General features: G+C 27.9%; 17 protein-coding genes. 14 read left to right on the forward strand and 3 right to left on the reverse strand.

Annotated features, from left to right (window positions below):
* The 3 genes from J3E06_RS00390 to J3E06_RS00400 all read left to right on the forward strand — a co-directional run bounded on the left by J3E06_RS00390 (position 1) and on the right by J3E06_RS00400 (position 5,340).
* Positions 1–3,054 (forward strand): chemotaxis protein CheW, encoded by a 3,054-nt coding sequence (locus tag J3E06_RS00390; protein WP_013180334.1) that lies wholly within the window; start codon positions 1–3, stop codon positions 3,052–3,054.
* A gap of 130 nt (positions 3,055–3,184) precedes the next feature.
* Complete coding sequence (locus J3E06_RS00395) at positions 3,185–3,649, forward strand: chemotaxis protein CheD (protein WP_013180335.1); 465 nt, start codon at positions 3,185–3,187, stop codon at positions 3,647–3,649.
* 299 nt (positions 3,650–3,948) lie between these two features.
* Positions 3,949–5,340, forward strand: a complete 1,392-nt coding sequence (locus tag J3E06_RS00400) for a methyl-accepting chemotaxis protein (protein WP_013180336.1) — start codon at positions 3,949–3,951, stop codon at positions 5,338–5,340.
* Between the two features lie 122 nt (positions 5,341–5,462).
* Here the strand turns inward: J3E06_RS00400 and J3E06_RS00405 are convergent, their stop codons facing one another.
* Positions 5,463–6,071: a UPF0254 family protein gene (locus tag J3E06_RS00405; protein WP_013180337.1), complete on the reverse strand. Its 609-nt coding sequence runs from the start codon at positions 6,069–6,071 to the stop codon at positions 5,463–5,465.
* Between the two features lie 298 nt (positions 6,072–6,369).
* On the opposite strand from J3E06_RS00405, the gene J3E06_RS00410 reads away from it, so the two are divergent.
* The 5 genes from J3E06_RS00410 to J3E06_RS08500 all read left to right on the forward strand — a co-directional run bounded on the left by J3E06_RS00410 (position 6,370) and on the right by J3E06_RS08500 (position 11,951).
* On the forward strand, positions 6,370–7,416 hold the full coding sequence (locus J3E06_RS00410; RefSeq protein WP_013180338.1) for a CheF family chemotaxis protein: 1,047 nt from the start codon (positions 6,370–6,372) through the stop codon (positions 7,414–7,416).
* Positions 7,417–7,872: 456 nt separating this feature from the next.
* Positions 7,873–8,244 carry a response regulator gene (locus J3E06_RS00415; RefSeq protein WP_013180339.1) on the forward strand — a complete coding sequence of 124 codons (372 nt, stop codon included), beginning with the start codon at positions 7,873–7,875 and terminating at the stop codon, positions 8,242–8,244.
* A 392-nt stretch (positions 8,245–8,636) separates the two neighbouring features.
* On the forward strand, positions 8,637–9,332 hold the full coding sequence (locus J3E06_RS00420; RefSeq protein WP_259163270.1) for a chemotaxis protein CheC: 696 nt from the start codon (positions 8,637–8,639) through the stop codon (positions 9,330–9,332).
* A gap of 298 nt (positions 9,333–9,630) precedes the next feature.
* Positions 9,631–10,248, forward strand: coding sequence for a chemotaxis protein CheC (locus J3E06_RS00425; protein WP_013180341.1), 618 nt, complete (start codon positions 9,631–9,633; stop codon positions 10,246–10,248).
* 248 nt (positions 10,249–10,496) lie between these two features.
* Complete coding sequence (locus tag J3E06_RS08500; RefSeq protein WP_013180342.1) at positions 10,497–11,951, forward strand: CheR family methyltransferase; 1,455 nt, start codon at positions 10,497–10,499, stop codon at positions 11,949–11,951.
* Between the two features lie 88 nt (positions 11,952–12,039).
* On the opposite strand, the gene J3E06_RS00435 is transcribed toward J3E06_RS08500, so the two are convergent.
* Positions 12,040–13,329, reverse strand: coding sequence for a DUF373 family protein (locus J3E06_RS00435; RefSeq protein ID WP_013180343.1), 1,290 nt, complete (start codon positions 13,327–13,329; stop codon positions 12,040–12,042).
* A 512-nt stretch (positions 13,330–13,841) separates the two neighbouring features.
* Between J3E06_RS00435 and J3E06_RS00440 the strand changes: the two genes are divergently transcribed.
* The 4 genes from J3E06_RS00440 (at position 13,842) to J3E06_RS00455 (ending at position 17,708) form a co-directional block, all read left to right on the forward strand.
* Positions 13,842–14,360 carry an adenine phosphoribosyltransferase gene (locus J3E06_RS00440; protein ID WP_048187506.1) on the forward strand — a complete coding sequence of 173 codons (519 nt, stop codon included), beginning with the start codon at positions 13,842–13,844 and terminating at the stop codon, positions 14,358–14,360.
* Between the two features lie 183 nt (positions 14,361–14,543).
* Positions 14,544–15,197 carry a CDP-diacylglycerol--serine O-phosphatidyltransferase gene (pssA, locus tag J3E06_RS00445; protein ID WP_013180345.1) on the forward strand — a complete coding sequence of 218 codons (654 nt, stop codon included), beginning with the start codon at positions 14,544–14,546 and terminating at the stop codon, positions 15,195–15,197.
* A 255-nt stretch (positions 15,198–15,452) separates the two neighbouring features.
* Entirely contained in the window at positions 15,453–16,895 is a 1,443-nt protein-coding gene (locus J3E06_RS00450) for an RtcB family protein (protein WP_013180346.1), read from the forward strand.
* Between the two features lie 123 nt (positions 16,896–17,018).
* Positions 17,019–17,708, forward strand: coding sequence for a thermonuclease family protein (locus J3E06_RS00455; RefSeq protein WP_013180347.1), 690 nt, complete (start codon positions 17,019–17,021; stop codon positions 17,706–17,708).
* A gap of 57 nt (positions 17,709–17,765) precedes the next feature.
* Here J3E06_RS00455 and smc read toward each other — a convergent pair whose 3' ends face one another.
* Complete coding sequence (gene smc, locus J3E06_RS00460; RefSeq protein ID WP_013180348.1) at positions 17,766–21,365, reverse strand: chromosome segregation protein SMC; 3,600 nt, start codon at positions 21,363–21,365, stop codon at positions 17,766–17,768.
* Positions 21,366–22,298: 933 nt separating this feature from the next.
* On the opposite strand from smc, the gene J3E06_RS00465 reads away from it, so the two are divergent.
* Both J3E06_RS00465 and J3E06_RS00470 read left to right on the forward strand, forming a co-directional pair.
* Complete coding sequence (locus J3E06_RS00465; RefSeq protein WP_013180349.1) at positions 22,299–23,621, forward strand: pyridoxal phosphate-dependent aminotransferase; 1,323 nt, start codon at positions 22,299–22,301, stop codon at positions 23,619–23,621.
* A 233-nt stretch (positions 23,622–23,854) separates the two neighbouring features.
* Positions 23,855–24,418: a flavodoxin family protein gene (locus J3E06_RS00470; RefSeq protein WP_013180350.1), complete on the forward strand. Its 564-nt coding sequence runs from the start codon at positions 23,855–23,857 to the stop codon at positions 24,416–24,418.
* Positions 24,419–24,443 lie beyond the last annotated feature (25 nt).

A 24,443-nucleotide genomic window follows, 5' to 3' on the forward strand; every position in this document is an offset into this window, starting at 1 on the left:
ATGGATGAAATGGAACAGTATAGGGAATTGTTTATGACCGAAGCTGAAGAACATTTACAGTCCCTTAATCAAAACCTTGTTGATTTAGAGAATTGCCCCGAAGATACAGAGATAATCAACTTAATATTTCGTTCTGCCCACACCTTAAAAGGTTCGGCAAGAACCCTTGGTTTTGAACATATATCTCAATTAACACACCATATGGAAGATATATTGGACAATATAAGAGATGGTAAAATTCCTGTTAACCACGAAATCATGGATTTACTATTCAAATGTTTAGATGCGTTAGAAACGATGGTCGGAGAAGTTGCAGATGGTGAAAACGAAACTTCTGTGGATTACGAAAGTATCATCGATATTATTAAAAATTTAAAGGATAAGCACTTAGGAAATCAAGTTGGAAACTCTGGAAACTCTGCAAAAGTGTCCGAAACTTCACCAGCTCCTAAAAAAGCTGAAAATAATGTTAATAGTGCTGATGCAGTTGTTAGCTCCGTATCCGGTGAAACTAAATGCAATCCTGCATCTTCAGTATCCAATAAACAATCTTATTCATTGAAAAATGAAAAGACTCTTGTAAAAATTGAATTAAAGAAAGATGCTGAAGTTGACGTCAGTTGTGAAGAAAATGAAGTTTCTGAATTAGATATCGATAAAATTCAAGATAATGAAAATACTGAAAATAATGAAAATACTGAAAAAGAAGCTGAAATTAAAAAATTGAATATTCCTGAAAATATTGATGAAATTTTAGGGCAAATGCACCAGTCTTCTAATACATTATGTGCCATTTCTGGTGCTTTAGAACTTTCAGAACTTCAAAATTCGACAAAGCAGATTAGTAGATTTACAAAATCTGTTTTAGACAAAAAAATTGATATGGATAAAGAAGTATTACAAATGATTAATAAATCATTGTCTGTAATGAATTCTATCGCCAAATCAATTGAAAATAGGGAAGAAGTTCAAAAATATGCAAATGATGAAGTTATAAATAATTTAGATAATTTTGTAGCTCAAAAAATTGAATCAAAAAATTCTATTGCTGAAAATATCGATAATAATATTGATAATATTGATGAAAATAATAAAAATGGCAATGGAAAAATTATAAATTTCGAAGAGATTGAAGTTGAATATGACCATACAATATTTAATTATCTTGAAAATTTAAATAAAATAGCTAACGAATTAAACGATAATTCATCATTATGGCATATAAAATCAGAAATTGAAGAAGATTGTATGTTAAAATCTGTTAGATTTACAATGTTATTAAATTCATTGGAAAATGATTCAAAAGGAACAATTATAGAATCAATTCCTACAATTGAAGACATAAAAAACGTTAGTTATGATAACATAGATGTATTGTATGCTTATTCAGGGACTGAAGGAGAATTGGAAGATATATTAAATTCAGCTTGTGAAATGAACTACTCTAAAGCTGTTAAAGTAGATATTGAAGTTAATATAAATGAAATGGATAATACTACTGAATTAACTGAACCAATAAACTGCGATTTGGAAGATAAAGAAATATCTTGCGATTATAAAATAAGATTTTCCATAGACCAAGAATGTGCTTTAAAATCAGTTCGTGCATATATGGTTTTAAAAGATTTATCAGAAATGGGAACCATTGTAGATTCTTGTCCTTCTTACGAAAGAATACAAGCGGGAGATTCGGTTATTAATCAGGTTGAAGTATACTATAACAGCCGTGCGGATATAGATACAGTTGAAGATACGATTATTAAAACTCCAGAAATTAAAAATATAGATGTAGCAACCCATAAAAAAGATATGAATAACAATGAATCAAATAATTCAGAATCAGAATCAGATGAAAACTCAAACTCTGAAAAATCAGAACGTAAAGAAAGTCAATCTAAAAAATCAGAATCTAAAAAATCTCAAACTGTTAGGGTAAACATTGAGAAATTAGATAAATTGATGAATTTAGTAGGCGAAGTTGTAATTAATAGGGCAAACTTTACCCAAATTGCTACAAAATATGATTTAAAAGAATTACATAATGCAGTTGGAAGATTAAATATGCTTTCAACAGAATTACAGGAAGAAGTAATGAGTATGCGTATGATTCCTGTGGCATTTGTATTTAACAGATTCCCTCGTACAGTTAGAGACACTGCAAGAGCTTTAAACAAGGAAATAGACTTTATAATTGAAGGTTCTGAAATCGAACTTGATAGGACAGTTTTAGATGAACTTGCGGAACCGCTTACACACTTGATAAGAAACTCTCTTGACCACGGTATTGAGCACGCTGACGTTAGAAAACAACTTGGAAAACCTGAAAAAGGTCTCTTAAAGCTTATAGCCACGAGAGAAAGAGATAGGGTAAATATCGTTATTAAAGATGATGGTAAAGGAATAAATCCTGAAACCATAAGAAATAACGTTGTTAAAAAAGGTTTGATGTCAAGGGAAGAAGTTGAGAAATTAACGGACAACGAAGCAATTAACTTAATATTCTTACCTGGTTTCAGTACTGCAGAAAAAGTATCTGATGTATCCGGTAGGGGCGTGGGTATGGACGTTGTTAGGACTAAAATCGAATCTCTTGGAGGTTCTGTTTCAGTACAGTCTGAAGTTGGAAAAGGTTCTGAAATTATATTGCACTTACCATTAACAATGGCAATCATACAAACGTTATTGGTAAAATTAAAAGACCAAATATACGCATTACCTCTAACGAGTGTTTTAGATGTAGTATCTATAAGTAATGACGAAATAAATAATTTAGAAGGTCAAGAAGCGATTATTTACCGAGACCATATTTTACCAGTCACCTGGTTATGTGATGCACTACATCAATATAATGACTGTTCCTCAGAAGAGATATATGTAGTTGTAGTTGAGAAAAACAAAGGTAAAATAGGTTTAATTCTTGATGAAGTAATTGGAAGAGATGAAATTGTTGTAAAACCCCTTACTGGAATTCTTAAGAATATAAACGGTCTTGCAGGTGCTACAATACTAGGAGACGGTAGAGTCGCTTTGATATTGGATTTAAATAACCTATAATCCAATATAGCCTATTTAAATTAATTATTGGTAATATTATTATTATTATTATTATTATTAAATTAATATCTTCAATATTAATTAGATGTAAAATAAATAATATACATTGTACCACTATAGGTAAGATATCATGGTTTTAAAAGTTAAAATGGGCGGTTATGAAGTTTCTAAAGGGTTAGAAACCATGGAAACTCTGTTAGGTTCTTGTGTTGCAATAATATTATACGATAGGGGTAAAAAAATAGGGGGAATGGCGCACGTTATGTTGCCAAAATCTAATTCAATGGCTCACAGAAATCCTGGAAAATATGCGGATACCGCAGTTTCTATACTTTTGAATGACATGGTAAAACTGGGAGCCCGTAAAAATAAAATAATTGCCAAATTGGTGGGTGGCGCAGCCATGTTCGATTGTAATTCCCAAACAATGGATATAGGAAAGAGAAATATCGATTCTTGTAAATCGGAACTTAGAAAAGTAGGAATACGAACATTTGCTGAAGATGTGGGGGGAACCAATGGCAGAACCGTTTATTTTAACTTAAAAGATGGAGAAGTTAAGATAAGGAATAAAAATGATATAAAAATATTATAAAATATTATAAAAATCTGTGAAATAGTATAAAATATTATAAAAATATTATAAAAATCTGTGAAATAGTATAAAATATTATAAAATATTATAAATCTTTAAATTAGAATTATATAAAAATTTACCATAACAGTTAATTATAAAAATTGGTGTTAATATTTCATAAAATTAAATATCCCAAAAACAATTAAGGAATCTAAAAAGCTAAATATTTATATAACTAATAAAATGAATATTATAGCTATATACTAATCATATTTATTATATCATGATTGGCGTGTTTAAATACAAAAGGTGTTATTATGAATAAAATAATGTTAAATATGTTAATAAATTCCATTGTTGTTGCAATTTTATTCTTTGTAATAAGTTATCTTGCAAATCCTACAACTTTCGGAACTAATATGTTATACTTAGGAGTGGGATTAATTTTATCATTAGCTGTTGGATTTATAATGGGTAAAATATCACTTAATAGTTCTAATAGCGATGAAGAATTGTTAAAATTGTTATCTGAAAATTTAGGGGGAGATTTAAAATATAAAACTCCTGAAGAAAAAGAAGAACTTACTAAAGCATTAAATAAAACTAAAAAAGATTTAAAAACTTTCGGAGAGTTTAAATTAGGTATTAAAAGCTTATTTGAGAATATTGGTCAAGTTACTGAAGCTTTGGGTCAGGGGGATTTCTCAATCAGAGCCGATGAAAGTGGTAAAAACAACAAATTCCAAAAAAATTTAAACTTAGCTATTAGTAAAGTATCTGAATTGATAAAAAGATTAAAAGAAAATATTGAAACTTTAGAAAATAACGCTCATTCGATGGCTGAAGACATTGCTAAAGCAAAATTATCCTCAGAACAGATTACTGATGCTGCTTCTCAGGTTGCTATGGCTGCTGCAGACCAGTCAACAAAATTACAGGAAGTTACTGAGTTAGTTGAAAAAGCTAATGATGTAGCAAAAGGGGTATACCATACTGCTGAAGATGGTCATCAATCTGCTATGGAAGTTGAGGAAAACTCCGAAGTTGGTGTTGATAAAATAGAGAATGCCGTTGACACAATGCAACAAATTACAAACGTTATTGATGAATTAAGTAAATCTATTGAAGAACTTGGTGAAGAAAGCAAGAAAATTAACGAAGTTACCGTTTTAATTAAAGATATTGCTGAACAAACCGGTCTTTTAGCACTTAATGCAAGTATTGAAGCGGCAAGAGCTGGAGAAGCTGGAAAAGGTTTCGCAGTTGTAGCAAGTGAAATTAAAGGATTAGCTGAAGAAATTAAAAAATCTGTAGAAGATATCAACAATACAATTGTTGGCATCAATAAAAAAGTTCAATCAACCATTGAATTAAGTTCCGCAGGTAAATCACAAGTTGATAATGGGGTAATCGCTATTGACGAAGTTAACGGTGCTTTCATGAAAATTAAAGAAAGTATTGATAAAACAGTGAATCAGATTAATGACATTAAAGACGGTGCTAAAATTGCTGTGGACAATACCAATGACGCACTTAAAAACGTTCAAGATATCGCATCAATTTCTGAAGAATTTGCAGCTACTGCTGAGGAAGTTACTGCTTCTGCAGAACAGTTAGACGCATTTGTTCAAAACTTAGATGAATCCAGTGAAGAAATTACAGGATTTATTGAAGGTGTTCACGAAGATATAAATGTTTTCAAAGTTTAAAATAGTATAATAAATAATTAAATGTAAATAAATACATACAATTTTATTTTTTTAATTTAAGATAATTAATTTAGGTATTATTATTATTATTACTATTATTAGTATTATTAGTATTATTAGTATTATTCACAATTATATTCTTCTTTTAAAATATCTAAAATTTTTTTAATTGTTTTTTCAATAGCATTTTTTTGACGTTCTGAGACATTTTGTTTAGTTAATAAATCTGCTTCAACGTCCGATGTAAAATTATAAACTTTTTTATCCGTGATTATACATATTGCTCCTTTCCCAATACCTGCAGTCGTACCTATGGCAATATTACATTTTGTAATGTTTTTTAGTCCTTTTGCCATCAATTCAGCCACTAATTCATCATTTTCCTGAGAGTATGCTTTTGAATAATTATAATCATAATCAGAATTCGGAAGTGCTATGTTTAAAAAAGTTTCAGCAATTTCTTTTGAAGGCATAAACATAGCTGTTAAAACTTTTGAACTATGCAAAATTATGTATTCAGGGTTTTTATTCAGAAAATAATCTAACTCGGGATATTTACTTGCTATTTTGTGGATATATATGCCTATTTTTCCCAAAGTAAAACATTCTACTGTAGCTATTGTAATTAAGTCATTATTTGAATTTTTATTATTATTATTATTATTATTAGTATTATTATTAGTATTATTAGTATTATTGGTATTATCATTTCCAGTCCCAAATTCAGACATATTAACAACTCTTTTTATTATTTTATTATTATTTTATTATTCTTTTTTAATATATTATTTTATTATTTATTGAATATTTTTTTAATTATTATCTATTGATTAATTAGCTATTAATTATCCATACATTAGTTAATTACTCATTGTTATTATTTGTTATTGATTTCAAAATGGAAATATAAAGAATTATATATAAAGAATTCCAAATATATTATGACTATATATATTCGACTTAACATAATTATATTATATATTTATTAAATCAAATAATGAATATGTATTAAATTATAGGTGTGTGATTATGAGCAAATCCAAAGTTATAGCAACTTTTGAAGGTAAAGGTATCTTAGTAAATACATACACATTAAGAGACCCTTTCACCAAATGGAAAAAAATAAAAATATACCTCTACAACGATGGCCTCAGATTTGAGCTTGAAGGAAATACTATAGAGGTAGATTTAGAACAGGTAGAAGATATTGGTATAAAATTACCTCGAAAAATCATCGAAATCGCCAAGAATTCATTAGATGATATTGCAGATTATGGTTCAATTACATTCAAATTACCTGACGAAGAAGCACAGAGCATAGGATTTGCACCAGAAACGTCAATATATGGTAGAACCACAATTGACAAGTTCTTAAAAAGTCTTTTCCAAGAATTATTGTACAAAAAGAACATAAAAATACAATATGCTCGTATTGTTGGCGGTTCTGTAAACCCGGAAGTTCAATGGGATGATGGTAATTTAGTATTTGCTAAAAAACCAATTAGAAAAGGAGTCACAGTGATAGATGACTTAGTTTTAGCGATTGCAGTTCAAAACATAGGTAAACCAAAAGTTTATGACCTATTCTCTAATATAGAATCTGTTTCAGTTGAAAAAAAGATGGTTAATGAAGAAGAAAAAGATGTGATTGAAATTAAACAGTTGAAAGGAAAAGAAACTGTTAATTCATACCTTTATTTGGACGATACCAAGATATTGTACGTATTAAGGTATATATCCATATTAACAAAATACCATAAGACCGTTGAAAAATTACTCCCTAAATCGTCAGAAGAGCTTGTATCGCAATCTTCTGCGGAAAACTGGAGTGGTGAAAAATTAAAAGGTGAAGTTGAAAAATTAACCCCTGAAGAGCAAGAAATATTGACTGCGGTATACACAGGTATTGACTCATTAGAATTGCCATCGATGATGGGTTTGGAAGTTGACGAAGTGGAAAAAGTTCTTGAAAGTTTAATCGATAAAGGATTTTTAGACTTAATAAGAATTAGAAAAGAGACAGACTTAACGGAAACTGGTAGGGCTGTCACAAATTATATTATTACAAACTTCTAAAAATAATTAATTTTATTTTTAGCTTATTTTTTAAAATATAAATACAAGTACTATAAAATTAACTTTGAAATTAACTTTGTTTTTCAATATCGGTCTATTTTAATATACTAATATAAGTTAGAAATATCAAAGAATTTTATTCAATTTTTATTAAATATTTATAAAATATACCCCACTATAATTATGATGAAAATTACAATCAATATATTAATATAAAATAAAAGCATATTCATTTAAGAAACTTTAATGATTATTACATATCAATAAAATGAAAAAATTGAAACAAAGTAAAAATAAAACACTCGAATATATCAATTAACCATACTATTTTATGAAATTTATGAGTATTAAAAATACTTTTGTAAAATTCATAAATTACCTACATAAAAAATTAAAATACTATGAAGTAAACATATCTATTATATGATTATGTCTGTCGGATTGAGGTGAAAACACATGTCAACCATTGTAAAAACATTAGTCGTTGATGACTCAGCATTTATGAGAAACATTTTAAAAAGAATATTATCCACCACAAATAAATACGTTGTCGTAGGAGAAGCTGAAAATGGCAATGATGCATTAAAGAAAGCTGAAGAATTATCTCCTGATTTAATAAGTATGGATATCGTTATGCCTGAAAAAGATGGTATTCAAGCTACAAAAGAAATAAAAGAAAAGTTCCCAGGTATAAAAGTTGTAATGTGTACATCAGTAGACCAAGAACAAAAAATGATTGAAGCTGTTAATGCAGGTGCAGATGGATACATCGTTAAACCATTCCAAGCACCTAAAATCCTCGAACAGTTTAATAAATTATTCCCCTAATAATTTATTATTAAAATTTCTATAGATAATTATGTGAAATACAAAATACAATTTATAAATTATTATAAATTCTAATTTTTAATTGTTTAATTGAGTATTTGTGTTATAAAGCACTTTTAGGACGATAGTAAACAGTTAAATAATGATATATTATTTAGGTTAAATAATCATTATTTCAATTTAGGATTACAATAATATTATTACAAATATACCAAAATATTAAAAATAAAATATAATAAAATATAATAAAATAAATTATTAAAATACTAAAATATGGAATTATTAACCAGTTTTATATTTAATTAATAAGTGGCATGAGGATAAAGATTGCTTTTGATATTAAAAATATAATATATACGGGATAATTTTTGCCATACTTGGGTGTTTATATTATGTTCTCAAAAGAACAATGGTTAGAACTATTGAAAGCCATAATTGAAGAAGAACTTGATGGAGAAATAATTATTGATTTAGAAAATCCTAAAAAAGGTGGTCCTATCAAAGATTTTTCATCATTGGAGACTATAGGAAAAGCAGCTGCTACCAGAGCTGCAAGTTTTGTAATGGATATGAGTGGTGATGAGGTAGATGTTAATGTTTTCAAAATAAAATTAACTTCATTAAACAAACTACTATCTGAAACCCCGGAAGATAAAAAAGTATTTACAAAAATTGATTTTAACGGAATGTTATCTGGTATGGGTGTCTTAATATTCACAGAACCAGATGCTATTAAAATGGGCGATTCTATGCTAAAAGGCATGTTTATGGAAGACCCCGAAGTAGATGTATTAAGCGAATTAAAGATATCTGCAATAAATGAAACTTGTAATTTATTAGTTTCTGCGTTTGTAGATACTTTTGCAAACTATATGGAAACTTCTTTATCTATGACCCCCCCAGAATATTGTTTAAATGATACAGTCAGTTTTTTAAATGAAGCTCTTGAAAATCACAATATCGGTAAAGATGATTTAATATTTACCTTTGAGAGTGAATTAGTTTCCAAGGGTATCGATTCAAGTTTTGAGGTATTTATGGCGATGAACCCCGAATCTACCGCCAAATTATCTGAAAAATTAGAATAAGTCATATAAAAATATTCATATTATTTAAAATATACTCTACAAAATACTGATAATATAAGCCCAAAATTAAAATTAAAGCTAAATACTAAATTCAAAGTATATTTTATGGTATAATTATTATTATTATTATTATTATTATTATTATTATTATTACTATTATTATTACTATTATTATTACTATTATTACTATTATTATTAGTAGGATATGATTAAATAAATAATATAATATTAAATAAATATATCATAATTCTTAAAATCATATGGAATTTACAAATTATAAACTAATCGTGGTGATAATATGGGTGTAATAGATGCCATTAAAAAAATCACGGAAATAGGTCAAGAAGCTGCGGAAAATGTTGGTGATTCATTCACCGGCTTAACTGGACAAAGTACGGATGTAAGTTTTTTAGGTACTCGTTTTGTACCATTAGAACGATTACCTGAGCAATTTAGCGAAGACTACTGTAAAATAACCAAAATAGATTTTGATGGGATATTAACAGGTAATTCAATGTTAATATTACCAGAAGTGGATGCTGTAAAGCTTGAAAAGCTATTATTGTTGGATTTAATATGGGATAGCTTAACAAATAAAACAGATATGCCAGATTATAAAGAAATGGAAAGTTCTGTAATAAACGAAGTTGCAAATATCGTTTTGGCCGCATTTTTAAATGTCTTTGCAAATGAACTTAATGGTGAAATAAATATCACAACCCCGAAATTTGCAAAAGATGCAGGCTTTAACGTTGTAGAATCATTGGTTATTGAGTTAATGGAAAGAAATGTGGAATATGCATTGGTATTCGACACAAAAATAGAAGTTGTTGGTAGATTCCCATTAAATTGTAATATTCTAATTATGATAAATCCTGAAACCATTAATAATTTAGATAAGTTATATAACCAATAACTTAATCATCACATATTAATTTTTTAAATAATTCAAAAATAATCCGAATACCCGATAAATACTACTTTTAACCATAATTAATTAAAATAATATTATTGAATTGTACCCAATATAAGGTAATATATAGTATTAACTACATATCTATCTCTAATATTTTGATATAAATTTAAAATATAAGATATAAGTTTAATAAACGATATTTAATCCACAATTATTAAATTTTAGGCCGTTATACCGCCGGTGATTTTATGAGCGATATATATTTCGATAAAATTAAAGGATTAATAAAATCCGAGTTAAAAATAGATATTGACCAATATAAAGACTCCTATATTGCTCGAAGGGTTTCAGTTCGTATGAGACTTAATAGATGTAAAGATTACAGGGAATATTTGGAATTACTACATAAAACACCTGACGAATATGAAAAATTGGAAAATACATTAACTGTGAATGTAACTGAATTTTGGAGAGACATTACCGTATATCGAGAAATTAAGAAAATATTTGAAGAAAAAATAAAAGACCCTCGTGTAAAATCCATAAAAATATGGAGTGCAGGTTGTTCTTCGGGTGAAGAGCCTTATGGATTAGCCATAATGCTAAAGGAGCTTTGTGAACAGCACTCTCGAAAATTTTTCAGAATAGTAATTAATGCAACGGATTTAGATAAAGAAATTGTTAAAAAAGCCCAAAAAGGAATATATATCGATAAACAATTTAAGAATATGGATGAAGGTACACTTAACAAATATTTTACTAAAATAGACAGAAATCAATATCAAATATCGAATGAAATTAAAAGAATGGTTTCATTTAAAAATCACGACTTAATTAAAGAACCCCCTATTTATGAAATGGATTTTATACTTTGTAGAAACGTTATTATATACTTTGGAAAAGAAATTCAAGAAATATTGTTTAAAAAATATTATGATGGTCTTTCAGATGGGGGCTATTTAATATTGGGTAGAACTGAAATGTTGCACGGCGAACCTCGAGAAATGTTTATCCCATATAACCACAGGGAAAGAATATATCAAAAAATAGTGGGTAAAAACAAAAGTATACCTATATCGGAAAATCGTCGTAGTTCAGAACCCGATATTAATAAAGTTAAAGTAAATGAACGCTCGAAAGTTAGGGCATCTAAGTTGAAAAATAAAGATTATGCAACAAACTTAAGTTCAACGAGTAAGTCAAATATTAAAACAGGCACTAAATCGTTGGATAAACCAGGGCAAGAGAGAGAAGCTTTGAAATCAAAATATTCCTTAAAATCCAGTGCAAAAACTGATGACAAAAAAAGAACTTTATCGTCTAAATATGGGAGTACCTTGGAATCTCGCAAAACAAAGTTGAGTGAAAGTAGTAATACAAGTACTTTGAAATCTAAAACAGAAACTAAAAGGACAAGTTTATCAAAAACTTTAACTTCCAGTTCAAAATCTTTAAAAGAAAGAAATTTGGCAGAAAAGACAGTAAAGGAAAAAACATTGCGAGAAAGAGTATATTCTACTAAAAAAGACTCTGAAAAAAATTCTGAAAAATTACGAGAAGAACGTAGACTCAAATATTCAACGACTAATACTTCGAAAACCTCATCCAGTAGCAAAACTCAAACTAAAACGTCCTCAAAAACTACTAAAGATTTAGCAGAAATTAGGAAATCATTAAATTCATTAAGAAATTCTAAAAAATAATAGTAATAATAATAGTAATAATAGTAATAATAGGGTATAATATAATAAAAAAATATAGTATATTAAATACTTAAATTAAATCTATAAATTACTTTTTTTCAAATTTCCGATTATTTTTAGAATTATAGAATAATACTGCAGACAATATAATTAATATTGCAATATATACTACAATATGAACAATTATTTCATTAAATGAGCCGGAACCCACCAAATAAGTTGAAAATACAACTAACAATTGCCAAACCATTAATAAGGTTATTATTTGGAAGAATAAAGCCTTTAAAAGACTCAATATATTCTTTTTTGTATGTATTAAATCATCTATGAAGTGTACACATATTAATATTGCAATAGATAAAGCCATTGGATTAGCAATATTCATTAAGAATTTACCTACGAATAATACCCATTCTGGGTCTTCAGAAACTCGGTATGCGTAAATACCGCCCACAACAATTATTAAAAGGGAAATTATCCCTCCCGCAGGTGATATCTTACCAACTTGCAAACCTTCCTTACTTTCCATAATTTTGGATTTTATATTTTCAGTTAAACCAGCCCCCTCCGATAAAACATAAATACCTAAAAGCCCGGATATTATTCTCCAGCCTAAATCTTGGAACATTGCATAAAGTATCAATACAAAACCTATTGAAATAAATATAAGTGGTATATATCTTGACATTGTTTTATTAATGAATTCTTGTATTAAATAATAAGTAGATTCCAAAGATTCATTTTGCTTTATTACAATTCTTTTTTTCCAAACAAAAATATCTTTTAATTCCAAATATTTCAATATAGTTTCGTCTTCTTTTCCATCAGATACAATATATATAAAATCTGGCTCATACAGGTATATTAAAAAGTCCAATTGTTCTTTTATTCGTATTGCACATTCTTCAGAATTTACATCTTTTGCACCGGTGATTGTAGCTAATTCCACATCTTTATTTTCCCGTTTAAGGGAATCGTAATGCTTCACTCCCCCAAGTATTGAATTAACATCGCTATCACCTGGGTCTGATAAACCTAATTTTACAGCTGCAGATATGTTTTCATTTCTACCCAAAATAGGGCTTGAAATATGTGCTTTACGTCCTACATCATCATCCATATCTACAACAAGTATCAAATATTTCTTATCTTCATTGTTGTAGCTTAAATCATTGTTTCTTAATGAGTCCCAGTATGCTTTTTCGTTTTTAGTGCCTTTATTATTGTCATTGGTATATTCTTTGGTATATTCTTTGGTATATTCTTTGGTATTTTCTTTGGTATTTTCGACTTCTTTTTCGTTATGACTCTGAACATTTACAAGTTTAATATCGTCATTATTGCTGTTTTTTGTAGATTTTAAAGATTCTGAACTCATATTACCCCTTGAATATAATAAATATGAAAGGTTATGCGTAAATTTATAAATACTTAAATAATTAATAATCAAATATTGAACCATAACTAAATAATAAATTTAATTAAGTCTATATTACTAATAAACAGTATTAATTTTATTATTTTATTTTTTTATATTTTTTTATATTTTATATTTTATTATTGTAGTCTAAATAGTATTATAATATTATAATATTATATGTGGTATTATATATTAATTACAAATGTAAATTTGACAGAATACAAAATTTATATAAATTAATATATCTGATTCATTTAAAAAGATTTATTAATGATATAAAGATATATCTCACCATTCTATTTGTATTTTAGTATTATGTTAGACAATATTATCCAAATCATTTTATAATAGATAGTATTGTAATTAAAAATAAGCAACAATATAACCTCATAAACAAATAACAAATATGGAATTAATTTATTACAATTGTACAATTCAAAGTGTAATCGAGTGATATTATGAATAAGACCATAAACTTAAAAAACGAGATAAGGATTATTGAAGATTTTCCAAAAAAAGGAGTTAGTTTTAAAGACGTTACTACTATTTTGAAAAATCCAAAAGCTTTGAAATACACAATCAAAGAAATGTCTGACTATATTGAAGACAAAAAAGTTGATGTAATTGTAGGACCTGAAGCTCGTGGTTTTTTATTCGGGGTTCCTATTGCACATAAATTAGATTTAGGTTTTATCCCAGTTAGGAAATTAGGAAAATTACCATTCAAAACTCATAATATCGATTACGATTTAGAGTATGGTACGGATAAATTAGAAGTTCATATCGATGGAATCCAAAAAGGTCAGAGAGTTGCAATTGTTGATGATTTATTAGCTACTGGAGGTACTGCACTCGCTACCAGTCGACTTATGGAAAAAGTTGGTGGTGAAGTGGCTTGTTTAAACTTTGTTATTGAATTAACTGAGCTTGAAGGCAGAAAAAAATTAAAAAAATACGATATACAAAGCTTAGTAAATTATAAAGTATAATAAAGTATAATAAAGTATAATAACGTATAATAACGTATAATATTTAAAAAATATGAGATATTAAATTAGGTTGTAATTAAATGTAATTAAATAATATGATAATTAAATAATAACTAATAACTAATAACCAAATAATAATAATAATAATAATAATAATAACTTAAAAATTTGTATTGTGATAAAATGTTTAAAATTAGGGAAATTATAACAATTTCTGATTACGTAACATTAATAAATATCGTTTTGGGACTTATGGCGATATTATTAAATGATTTTGCATTTGTATATGTTGCAGTTGTCTTTGATGCGTTAGATGGAATGGTTGCAAGAAAAACGAATACTGTTTCTGATTTTGGGGCAGAATTGGATAGTATTTGTGATGTTGTAAGCTTTGGGGTAGCTCCAGCATATTTATTATATGCAAATATTGGCATATTATCCCCTGGATTGAATATGTGGGGCGCATTGTTAGCTTCAGTATTTATATGCTGTGGTGCCTTAAGATTAGCAAGATTTGGTGTTTTGGACGTAAAAGGCTTTATTGGTCTTCCAATACCTGCAGGGGCGTTATTTGTTTGTTCAATATTACACGCTTCATTAATATACAATGGAGCTATTACGGGAGTATTAGGTTATGTGGTTTTATTCGTGTATTTAATAGCCGGATTACTGATGATATGCGATATAAGGTATCCAAAGTATCCTCGAAAGGCTTACTTAGTAGCGTTTTCGTTGGCAATATTAATCGGAGTGCTTGGACAACCTATTCCGTTAGTATTATGCCTTATCTTCTATACAATATACGGTGTTTACGGGACTTTAACACACGAATTATAATTTTATAAATTTTCATTTCTGTTTTTCTATTTTATTTTATTTTATTTTTTTAATTATATTATTATTATTATTATTATTATTAGTTTTAGTATTAGTATTAGTATTAGTATTATTAATTTAATTTTTTATTTGATATGGATATATAATTATAAAATAACATATGAATAAATAAACTAATAAACTAATAGATATCTTTATAACATATTTAATCGTATATACTTAAAAATAAGACAATCATATTATAAGGTTGATAAAATGGAACTAAAAAAAATTAATGAAAATGTATGGGAATTACCTGAAACTTACAAACAAGGAATGAAAGTAAAAGGAAACATATATTTAAACGATGAATTATACGAAGGGCTTCAAAAAGACGTATTCGAACAAATTGCGAATGTTGCTTGTCTTCCAGGTATACAAAAATATTCATTAGCAATGCCAGACTGTCATTATGGTTATGGCTTTTGTATTGGTGGCGTTGCTGCTTTTGATGAGCGATACGGGGTTATAAGTCCCGGAGGCGTTGGTTTTGATATTAATTGCGGTGTGAGATTAATAAAAACTAACTTATCCAAAAAAGATGTAGAAGACAAAACAAAGTTAAAAGAACTTTTAAATGAAATATTTACAAATGTACCATCAGGATTAGGTAGTAAAGGTAAAATCAGGCTTGATAATAATCAGATTGACACAGTGTTAGAAGAAGGTGTCGAATGGGCAATTAAAGAAGGTTATGGTACAAAAAAAGACCTTGAAAGAATTGAAGAAAACGGTAGAATGAAAGAAGCAGATGCGAGTTTCGTTTCAGAAAGTGCTAAAAAAAGAGGAAAACCACAACTTGGCTCATTAGGTAGTGGAAATCACTTTTTAGAGATTCAGTATGTAGATGAAATCTTTAACGAGGAAACTGCTAAGGTATACGGCGTTGAAAAAGACCAACTTATGATTATGGTGCATACTGGCTCCAGAGGTCTTGGTCATCAGATATGTGCAGATTATTTAAGAAGAATGGAAAATGCCACTAAAAAATACAATATAAAGATTCCAGATAGACAATTAGCTTGTGCTCCGATTAATTCTGAGGAAGGTGAAGCGTATTTTAAAGCTATGTCTTGCGGTGCTAATTATGCGTGGGCAAACAGACAATTAATTACCCATTGGGTACGTGAAGCCTTTGAAAAAGTATTTAAGAACTCGTATGAAAATATGGGTATGGAAATAGTTTACGATGTTGCTCACAACATTGCTAAAAAAGAAACGCATATCGTTGATGGGAAAGAAAAATCTGTAATAGTGCACAGAAAAGGAGCTACAAGAGCTTTTGGACCTAATCATAGTGAAATACCAGAAATTTACAGACCTGTTGGTCAACCAGTTATTATTCCGGGAGATATGGGTACAGCATCATACTTATTAAGTGGTACTGAATTAGCAATGGAAAAAACATTCGGCTCAACTGCTCACGGTGCAGGTAGGACTTTAAGTAGGGTTAAAGCTCTCCAAATGTACAAGAGCTCAGAAGTTCAGGAAAGATTAGAAAAAGAGGGTATTTTAGTAATGGCGGATTCTAAAGGTGTTATTGCTGAAGAATGCCCTGAAGCATATAAGGATATTGAAGCAGTGGCAAATGTATGCGATAATTCAGGTATTGCACTTAAAGTAAGTAGATTAAAACCATTAGGGGTTGTTAAGGGGTAAATAACAGCTAATATATAGATATAATAATATAATAATATAATAAATATTAAAAATATAAATATTAAAAATATAAATATTAAAAATAAAAAATAAAAAAATTAAATTTTCTTTTTTTGTGATTTTATGAAAGATGATTCAAACAAATTAAACTTTGGAAATTGCATTTTTTACACAATTATAATGATTATTTTGGCTTCTGTTTTATCATTTTCTGGTTGTATAGCGTTTTCTTTGGAGAAAAATCCAAATGAAATGAATAATACCGAATTTTTTAATTCTCACGAGAAAATACTTGCAAAAGTTGATAAAATAGTAGATGGAGATACCGTTTACGTAGATGTAATTTTAAATGATTCTAACAGTTATTTAATAGACCCTTGGGATTTTGATTCAAAAAGTAAAGAACAATACAATAAATCAGTTATAAAACTAAGGCTTTTAGGCGTTGATACCCCTGAAACGTATGGAAATAATTATCCTGACGAATATATAACTTATAACGGTATTTTTATCTCAAATTTGACATATTTAAAACTCTGGGGAAATTATGCTAAAAATTATACGATTGATGAATTAACAAATAAAACTGTATATTTGATATTTGACAAAAAAAGCGATAAAAAAGGCAAATATGGGAGATATTTGGTTTATATATTTTTGGAAAACGATGGGAGATATGTCAATTTTAACGAAGAATTATTGCATAATGGTTATGCACGTGTTTATATTTCAGACTTTGAATTAAAAGAAAAATTTTTAAAAATTGAAGAAAATTCGAAGAAAAATAAAATAAGAATGTGGGATTATCCCTAATTTAGTCAAATTTAATACATAATAATTATATTTTTTTGTAATTATTTTATAATTATTTTATAATTTAACTGAAACTATTTTGCTAAGCCCATTTTCCATACAAACACCATACATAACGTTTGATTTACTTATCATTTGTTCCCTATGGGATATAACGATAAATTGGGATTCTTTGGACGCATTACTTATCATATCGCCGATTAAACTTGCATTTTTAGTATCTAATGCAGCATCTACCTCATCTAAAACGTAGAATGGAGACGGATTCAATCGTTGAATGGCAAATAAGAAGGCTAAAGCAGTCAATGATTTTTCCCCACCGCTCATTACATCTAAATTTTGTAATTGCTTATTCATAGGTGAAGCATCGATTAAAAGACCTCCCGAAAATGGGTCTTCCTCATTTTCAAGGGATAATTTACCATTACCTCCAATTTCACCATATATTTGTCCGTAATATTCAGCAACTTTTACATATGTTGCCATAAACGTTTCTTTCTTTCTTTTTTGGACTTCAGCGATTAGCTGTAGATATTTCTGCTCTTCTTGTTCATATTCTTTTCTTTTACCAAATAACTCTTCATAACGTTCGTTTATAAAGTCATAATCTTCTATAGCACGCATATTTACAGGTTCAAGTTTTTTAATATTATTTTCCAAAAGTCCTTGACTTCTCTCTAATTCATCTATTTCTATAGAATACGTTTCTTCTATCATTTCGTCAGTTATGTCTTCTATATTTTCAAGAGTATCACATAAATAAAGCTTTCTTTCTTCTTCCTCAAGTCTTGTCTCATACTTTGCTCTATCTACATTTATCACATTTACTTGGTTATCTATCTCGGCAGATTTTTCTCTTAATTCTTCCTTGTTATCTTGGAGATTTTCGATTTCTATTTCATAACACTCTTTTTTATCAGTCAAATCCTTTAAACCTTTAGTTAATTCTTCGTATTTCTCCCTTTTTTCAGTTAAAATACTTGAATTTGATTCAATATTTGATTTGTAAATTTCCACATTATTTTTAAACATACTCTTTTTATCTGCAAGGGACTTTATATTAGAGTTTAATTCGGAAATCTTTGGAATTAAAACTTCTTTTACCAACACGGCACCTTTTTTAATTTCATTTTCCAAATTATTCTTATTATTTTCATTTTCTCTAATATTGTAATCAATTTCTTTAATTCTTTTGGATAATTCTGAATTTTCATAGGATTTTATTTCATTTACAATTCTTTCACGTTGTCCCATTACTTCAGAAAGCTTATTATCGAGCGATTGAACTTTTTGAGTCATTATTTCTTTTTCATCAGTTAATTCAGAAATTTCATCATCTATTTTGGAATTTAATAATTCTAATTCCTTTATTTTTAAATTATTTGATTTTGTGATTTCTTCTTTTTTATATTCTTGGTCTCGAGCAATTTTTAAACGATTATCTAATTCTAACTTTCTTGAGCTGTAAGTATTGATTTTATTGTTTAAACGCTCTATTTCATCCTTAACATTTGATAAAGTTTGTTCTAACTCTTTTATATCTTCTGAAAGATTTGTTAACTTCGTCATATCAATATCTACTTTAATAGCGGAGTTTCTACGTATATTACCACCAACCATTGCACCAGACGGCTCAATTACTTCACCTTCAAGAGTTACGAATCTTGCTTTATGTTTTAAAGATAATTTCTTTGCATTTTCTAAATTGTCAACGATATGAGTATTTCCAAAGATAAATTTGAACACATTTGTATATTTTATATCGAATTCCACTAAATCAATGGCTTTTCCTACAATGCCGTTGTCTGAGATATCTCTTGCATCCATACCTTTTATTCTGTCCATTGGTAAAAATGTAGCCCTACCTAAACGTTTTTGTTTTAGGTAATTAATAGCACGTGAGCCGTCATCCATTTTTTTAACTACTATGTGGTTTAATCTTGCACCGCCCGCAACTTCGATGGCTGTTTTATATTCACCCTTAGTTTTAGCCAAATTACCTGCTATATTGATTACTCCGGGTAAATTTGCATCAAGCACGCCCTTAACAGCCCTATCCAAACTAAAATTCTCCATATCTTTTAATGCTTTAATTCTCGCATTTTCCTTAACGTATTCAGAATGAAGATTATCCAATTTTGATTGATTTTTGTTTCTTTCACATATATTTTCTTGCAATTTTTTCTTAGAAAATTCTAATTCAACAGCAATGTCTTCTAATTCCTTATATAATTTTTTAGTATCTTCTAAATTACTAAATTCAGCTATTTGATTTGTTAAAGTTCCAATTGTTTCATTGTTTTTTTGATATTCAAAATTTTTAGTATTTAAGGTATTATTTAATTGATTTAATTCATCTTTAAAACCATATAATTCTTTTTGAGTATCATTTATACGTTCTGAAAGCTTACTTTCCTGACTCTTTAAAGTTTTAACCTGCGATTCACTTTGTTCTACTTTTTTCTCTAAATTTTGTCTCTCTTCGTTTAATTTTTCAATTTCTTTAATCAAAAGTTTTGCTTCAGATTCCTTTTTTAATGTATCAATTCTTATATCGTTTATTTTTTCCTTAGTTTCACCTAAATCTTTATTTTTAGATTCTTCCATTTTTAAAGTATGTTTTAAGTCATCGACGGCGTTTTCAAGTGCATTCTTATCATTGTTAAGGTTTACTTCTAATTCCTTAATAGATTTATGGAGCTCCATTACTTCTTCGCTACCCTTTTCATTTAATTCATTTACTAAATCATTGATTTTTACTTTTAATTCGATAATTTCGCCGTCAATATTACTTATATCCTTGACATAACAGTTTTTAGTCTCTTTTAAAGCTTCTATCTCGTCTTTTGTTTCATCCAAAACCATTTTTAAAAATTCAACTTTTTTAGAAGTTAATACATATTTTACAACTTTCAGTTTTTTATTATATATTTTATATTTTTCAGCATCTTCTTTCTCTTTTTTTAGCTTTTCAAGGTTTGCACGAACTTCATTTATCCTAATATCTATCTTTTCAATGTATTCCCTCGCCTGAGACAATTCTTTCTTTGCTTTCTCGGCTTTTTCATCGAATTCTGCAACACCGCTAACTTCATCGAGTATCTTTCTTCTTTCATAAGGTGATGTATCGATTATCCTCAGTAAATCGCCTTGTAATATGATATTTGGACCATCGGCAATTAAAGATATCTTACTTAAAAGGTCCAATACTTCATTTTTCTTCATTCTGCGTCTTTTTTCTACTTTTGAAGATTTTTTATTGGTAGTTTTTTCTTCAGAAGTTTTTTGACTCTTTTTTTGTTTTTCGTCTTCATACCAAACTACATAATAGTTATTATCACCGTTTAGCTTTACCTTTCTACATATACCAACTTTATCTGAATCTATAGGTATTTCCCTGTTATTATTGTCAAAAAACAAAGTTACTTCTGCATAATCTGCCCTTTTTCCGTTGTGGTAAGTTATAAGTTGATTGAATTTTCCTGCCCTTAATGACTTCGCAGATGTTTTCCCAAGAACAAAACAAATGCCATCAATCGTATTTGATTTTCCCGAACCATTTGGTCCCAATATTGCCGTAAAACCGTCAGGAATTTTTAATTTTGTGTTTTTAAAGGATTTAAAGTTTTTTAAATGAATTTCGGATATTGAAATCATATAGACACCATACTAATACTTAATAATAAGAATAATAATTATAATAAGGATAATAATTATAATAAGAATAATGATACTAACATTGATAAATTGTATAAATTTTAGAATAATCTATTTTAATCATATTATTTATTATATCGTATTTAAATATTAAATTATTTGTCATTTGTTTGTTAATTCATATCACAAATGTATATTACATATCAAATTATTGAATTAACATATCTACTTTAAATAGGTAATTATATATAAAAAGAAACGTAGAATGATTCAATATTAAAAAAAATTGTTAAAAATAACCTAATCTAAAAACTAACTTTTAAAATAGCTTAGATTTAATATAATAGAGCTCTATTTAATAAAATATATTATAGTATACTAGTACTTATCTAAAAAATTAGTCTAAAATATACAAAACTATATATATTGATAACACAAGTAATATATCTTTGAAAAGTTATTATTTTATAATAGAGTTCTATTATAATATCCAATAACTTTGACCTCACAATACAAAAGTTAGTAGATAGTACATAATAAACATAAACAAATAAGGTAGACATTGTGATGATTACCTCCAAGTAATAATCAATTGAAAACTACATAACTAAAACAGATTTGACAAAGCTTATAATTTAAATAAAACTTAAAAAACTACTAATTAATTTAAAATACTAATAACAAAATTAAATATTAAATATAAATATAAATATTTATTTTTTAAATGTTATCACAATTATATCAAATTTAAAAGACACATAATACATACTGGATAATATACGAATATCAACCAGTTATATGTTTATATCATATCACATATTAAACAATGAAATAACAACAAAATATATATTAAAGAAAATAAGCTACTGTAATTCAGATTTAAACACTATTAATTATCAATAAAATAAATCGGGTTGCATATTGGGTGAAATTATGAGAAACAACATTGTAAACAAGGGAACTGAAGAATTATCATACGAAATTAGAGGAATTGTTGCAGTAGCGGAAAAAGCCCGAGAATTAGGTAAAAACATAATTTGGGAAAATATAGGTGACCCCATTGCTAAAGGGGAACAAATGCCCGAATGGATTAAAGAAATAGTTTCAGAAAGTGCTTTGGAAAATAAAACATATGGCTACTGCCCGACTCAGGGATTATTAGAAACCCGTGAATTTTTGGCAGAATTAAACAATAGTAAAAATGGTGCTCAAATCACATCAAATGATATGATATTTTTCAACGGATTAGGGGATGCTATTACAAATATTTACGGTTTAATGAAAAAAGAGTGTAGAGTAATTGGCCCTACGCCTGCATATTCGACACACTCGTCTGCAGAGGGGTTATACTCGAATAGTTCGCCTGTTATGTATGAATTAGATAAAAATAATCTATGGTATCCTGATTTAGATGATTTGGAAAACAAAGTTAAATATAATCCATCTGTTAGTGGAATATTGTTAATAAATCCGGGCAATCCTACTGGTGCAGTGTATTCTAAGAAATTATTAAATGATATTGTAGATATTGCTAACGAATACGACGTGTTTATACTTTGCGATGAAATTTATCAAAATTTGGTCTATAATGGTAAAAAGCACGTGAGTCTTTCGGAAGTAATTGACGATGTTTGCGGGATATCTATGAAAGGTATTTCTAAGGATTTACCTTGGCCTGGCTCTCGATGTGGTTGGACAGAATTTTATAACAAAGAAAAAGACCCTGTATTCAAAAAATACGTTGAAAATATTGGTAAATTTAAAATGATTGAAGTTTGTTCAACTACATTACCTCAAACCATTATTCCAAAAGTAATGGGTGATAAAAGGTTTGAAAAGTCATTGGATGAACGTAAAAAATATTATGAAAAAGCTTCAAATTACGCATACAAAACACTCAATAAAATTGAAGGTGTTTCGTTGAATCTTACAAATGGGGCATTTTACGGTGCTTTGACATTTGATGATGGAGTTTTAAATAATAATCAGCATTTAAAAATGGATAAAGAGCTGGAAGTATATATAATGGGTGTTTTAGAACAATGCGGACATCATTCTTTAGTTGAGAAAGATAAAAGATTTGTATATAACCTATTAGGTGCTTCAGGAATTTGTATGGTTCCTTTAACGTCATTCTGCTCAAAACATAATGGATTAAGGTTTACACTCCTTGAAAGAGATGAATCTATTATGAAATGGACATTTAAAACATTAGGGGAAAAAATAGACGAGTACATTAATAGTACCACTAATTAATTTAATATATACTATTTTTATTTTATATTTTATATTCCAAATATTAGTTCTAATATCATTATTGAATTTATATCTATAATTATATAAATTTTCAAATAGATAAATAATATTGTAAATAATTTAAATTTTTAAATTTTTAAATACTTGTTTTCAATTGAAATACAACTACTGATAAACATAAGATTACCATTAAATACTCAATTATAACATAAAACAGTTAACTGGGTGATTTTGTGAAAAAAATACTTGTAATAAATGGTAGTCCTTTAAAAAATGGAAATACTGCAAAAATACTTAATCAGATGATGAAAGGAATTTCAGAAAGTTTAAATTCGGATGTATGTTTTCACGAATATAATTTGGAAGAAATTAATTTTGAGGGCTGTAATGAATGTATGGATTGTAGGGAAACTTTTGCGTGTAGTTTAGACGATGATATGTCCGAAATATTGGAAGAATTAAAAGAAGCAGATTATTTAATATTTGGAACTCCGATATTTATGTGGCAAATAACTGGACAAGCTAAATGCTTTATCGATAGATTATATCCTGTAATTTCAAATGATTTTAAAACCAGGTTGTCAGATATCGCAACAATTACGGTATATACACAAGCAAATCCTGATAAAAACGCATTTATTAATTATATATCCCATAATAATGAAGTTTTAGACTTTTTGGGGCTTAATGTAATTGATACCCTGATAGTGGGGGGACTAAATGAACAGAATCCTGCTGAAAAGCACGTTTATGCCCTTGAAAAAGCATATCATTTGGGTAAAAAATTGATTAAATAAGGTCTTATTCCATTATTTTTATTTT

This window comes from Methanococcus voltae, assembly GCF_024807655.1.
GTDB lineage: Archaea > AGJL01 > Methanococci > Methanococcales > Methanococcaceae > Methanococcus > Methanococcus voltae_D.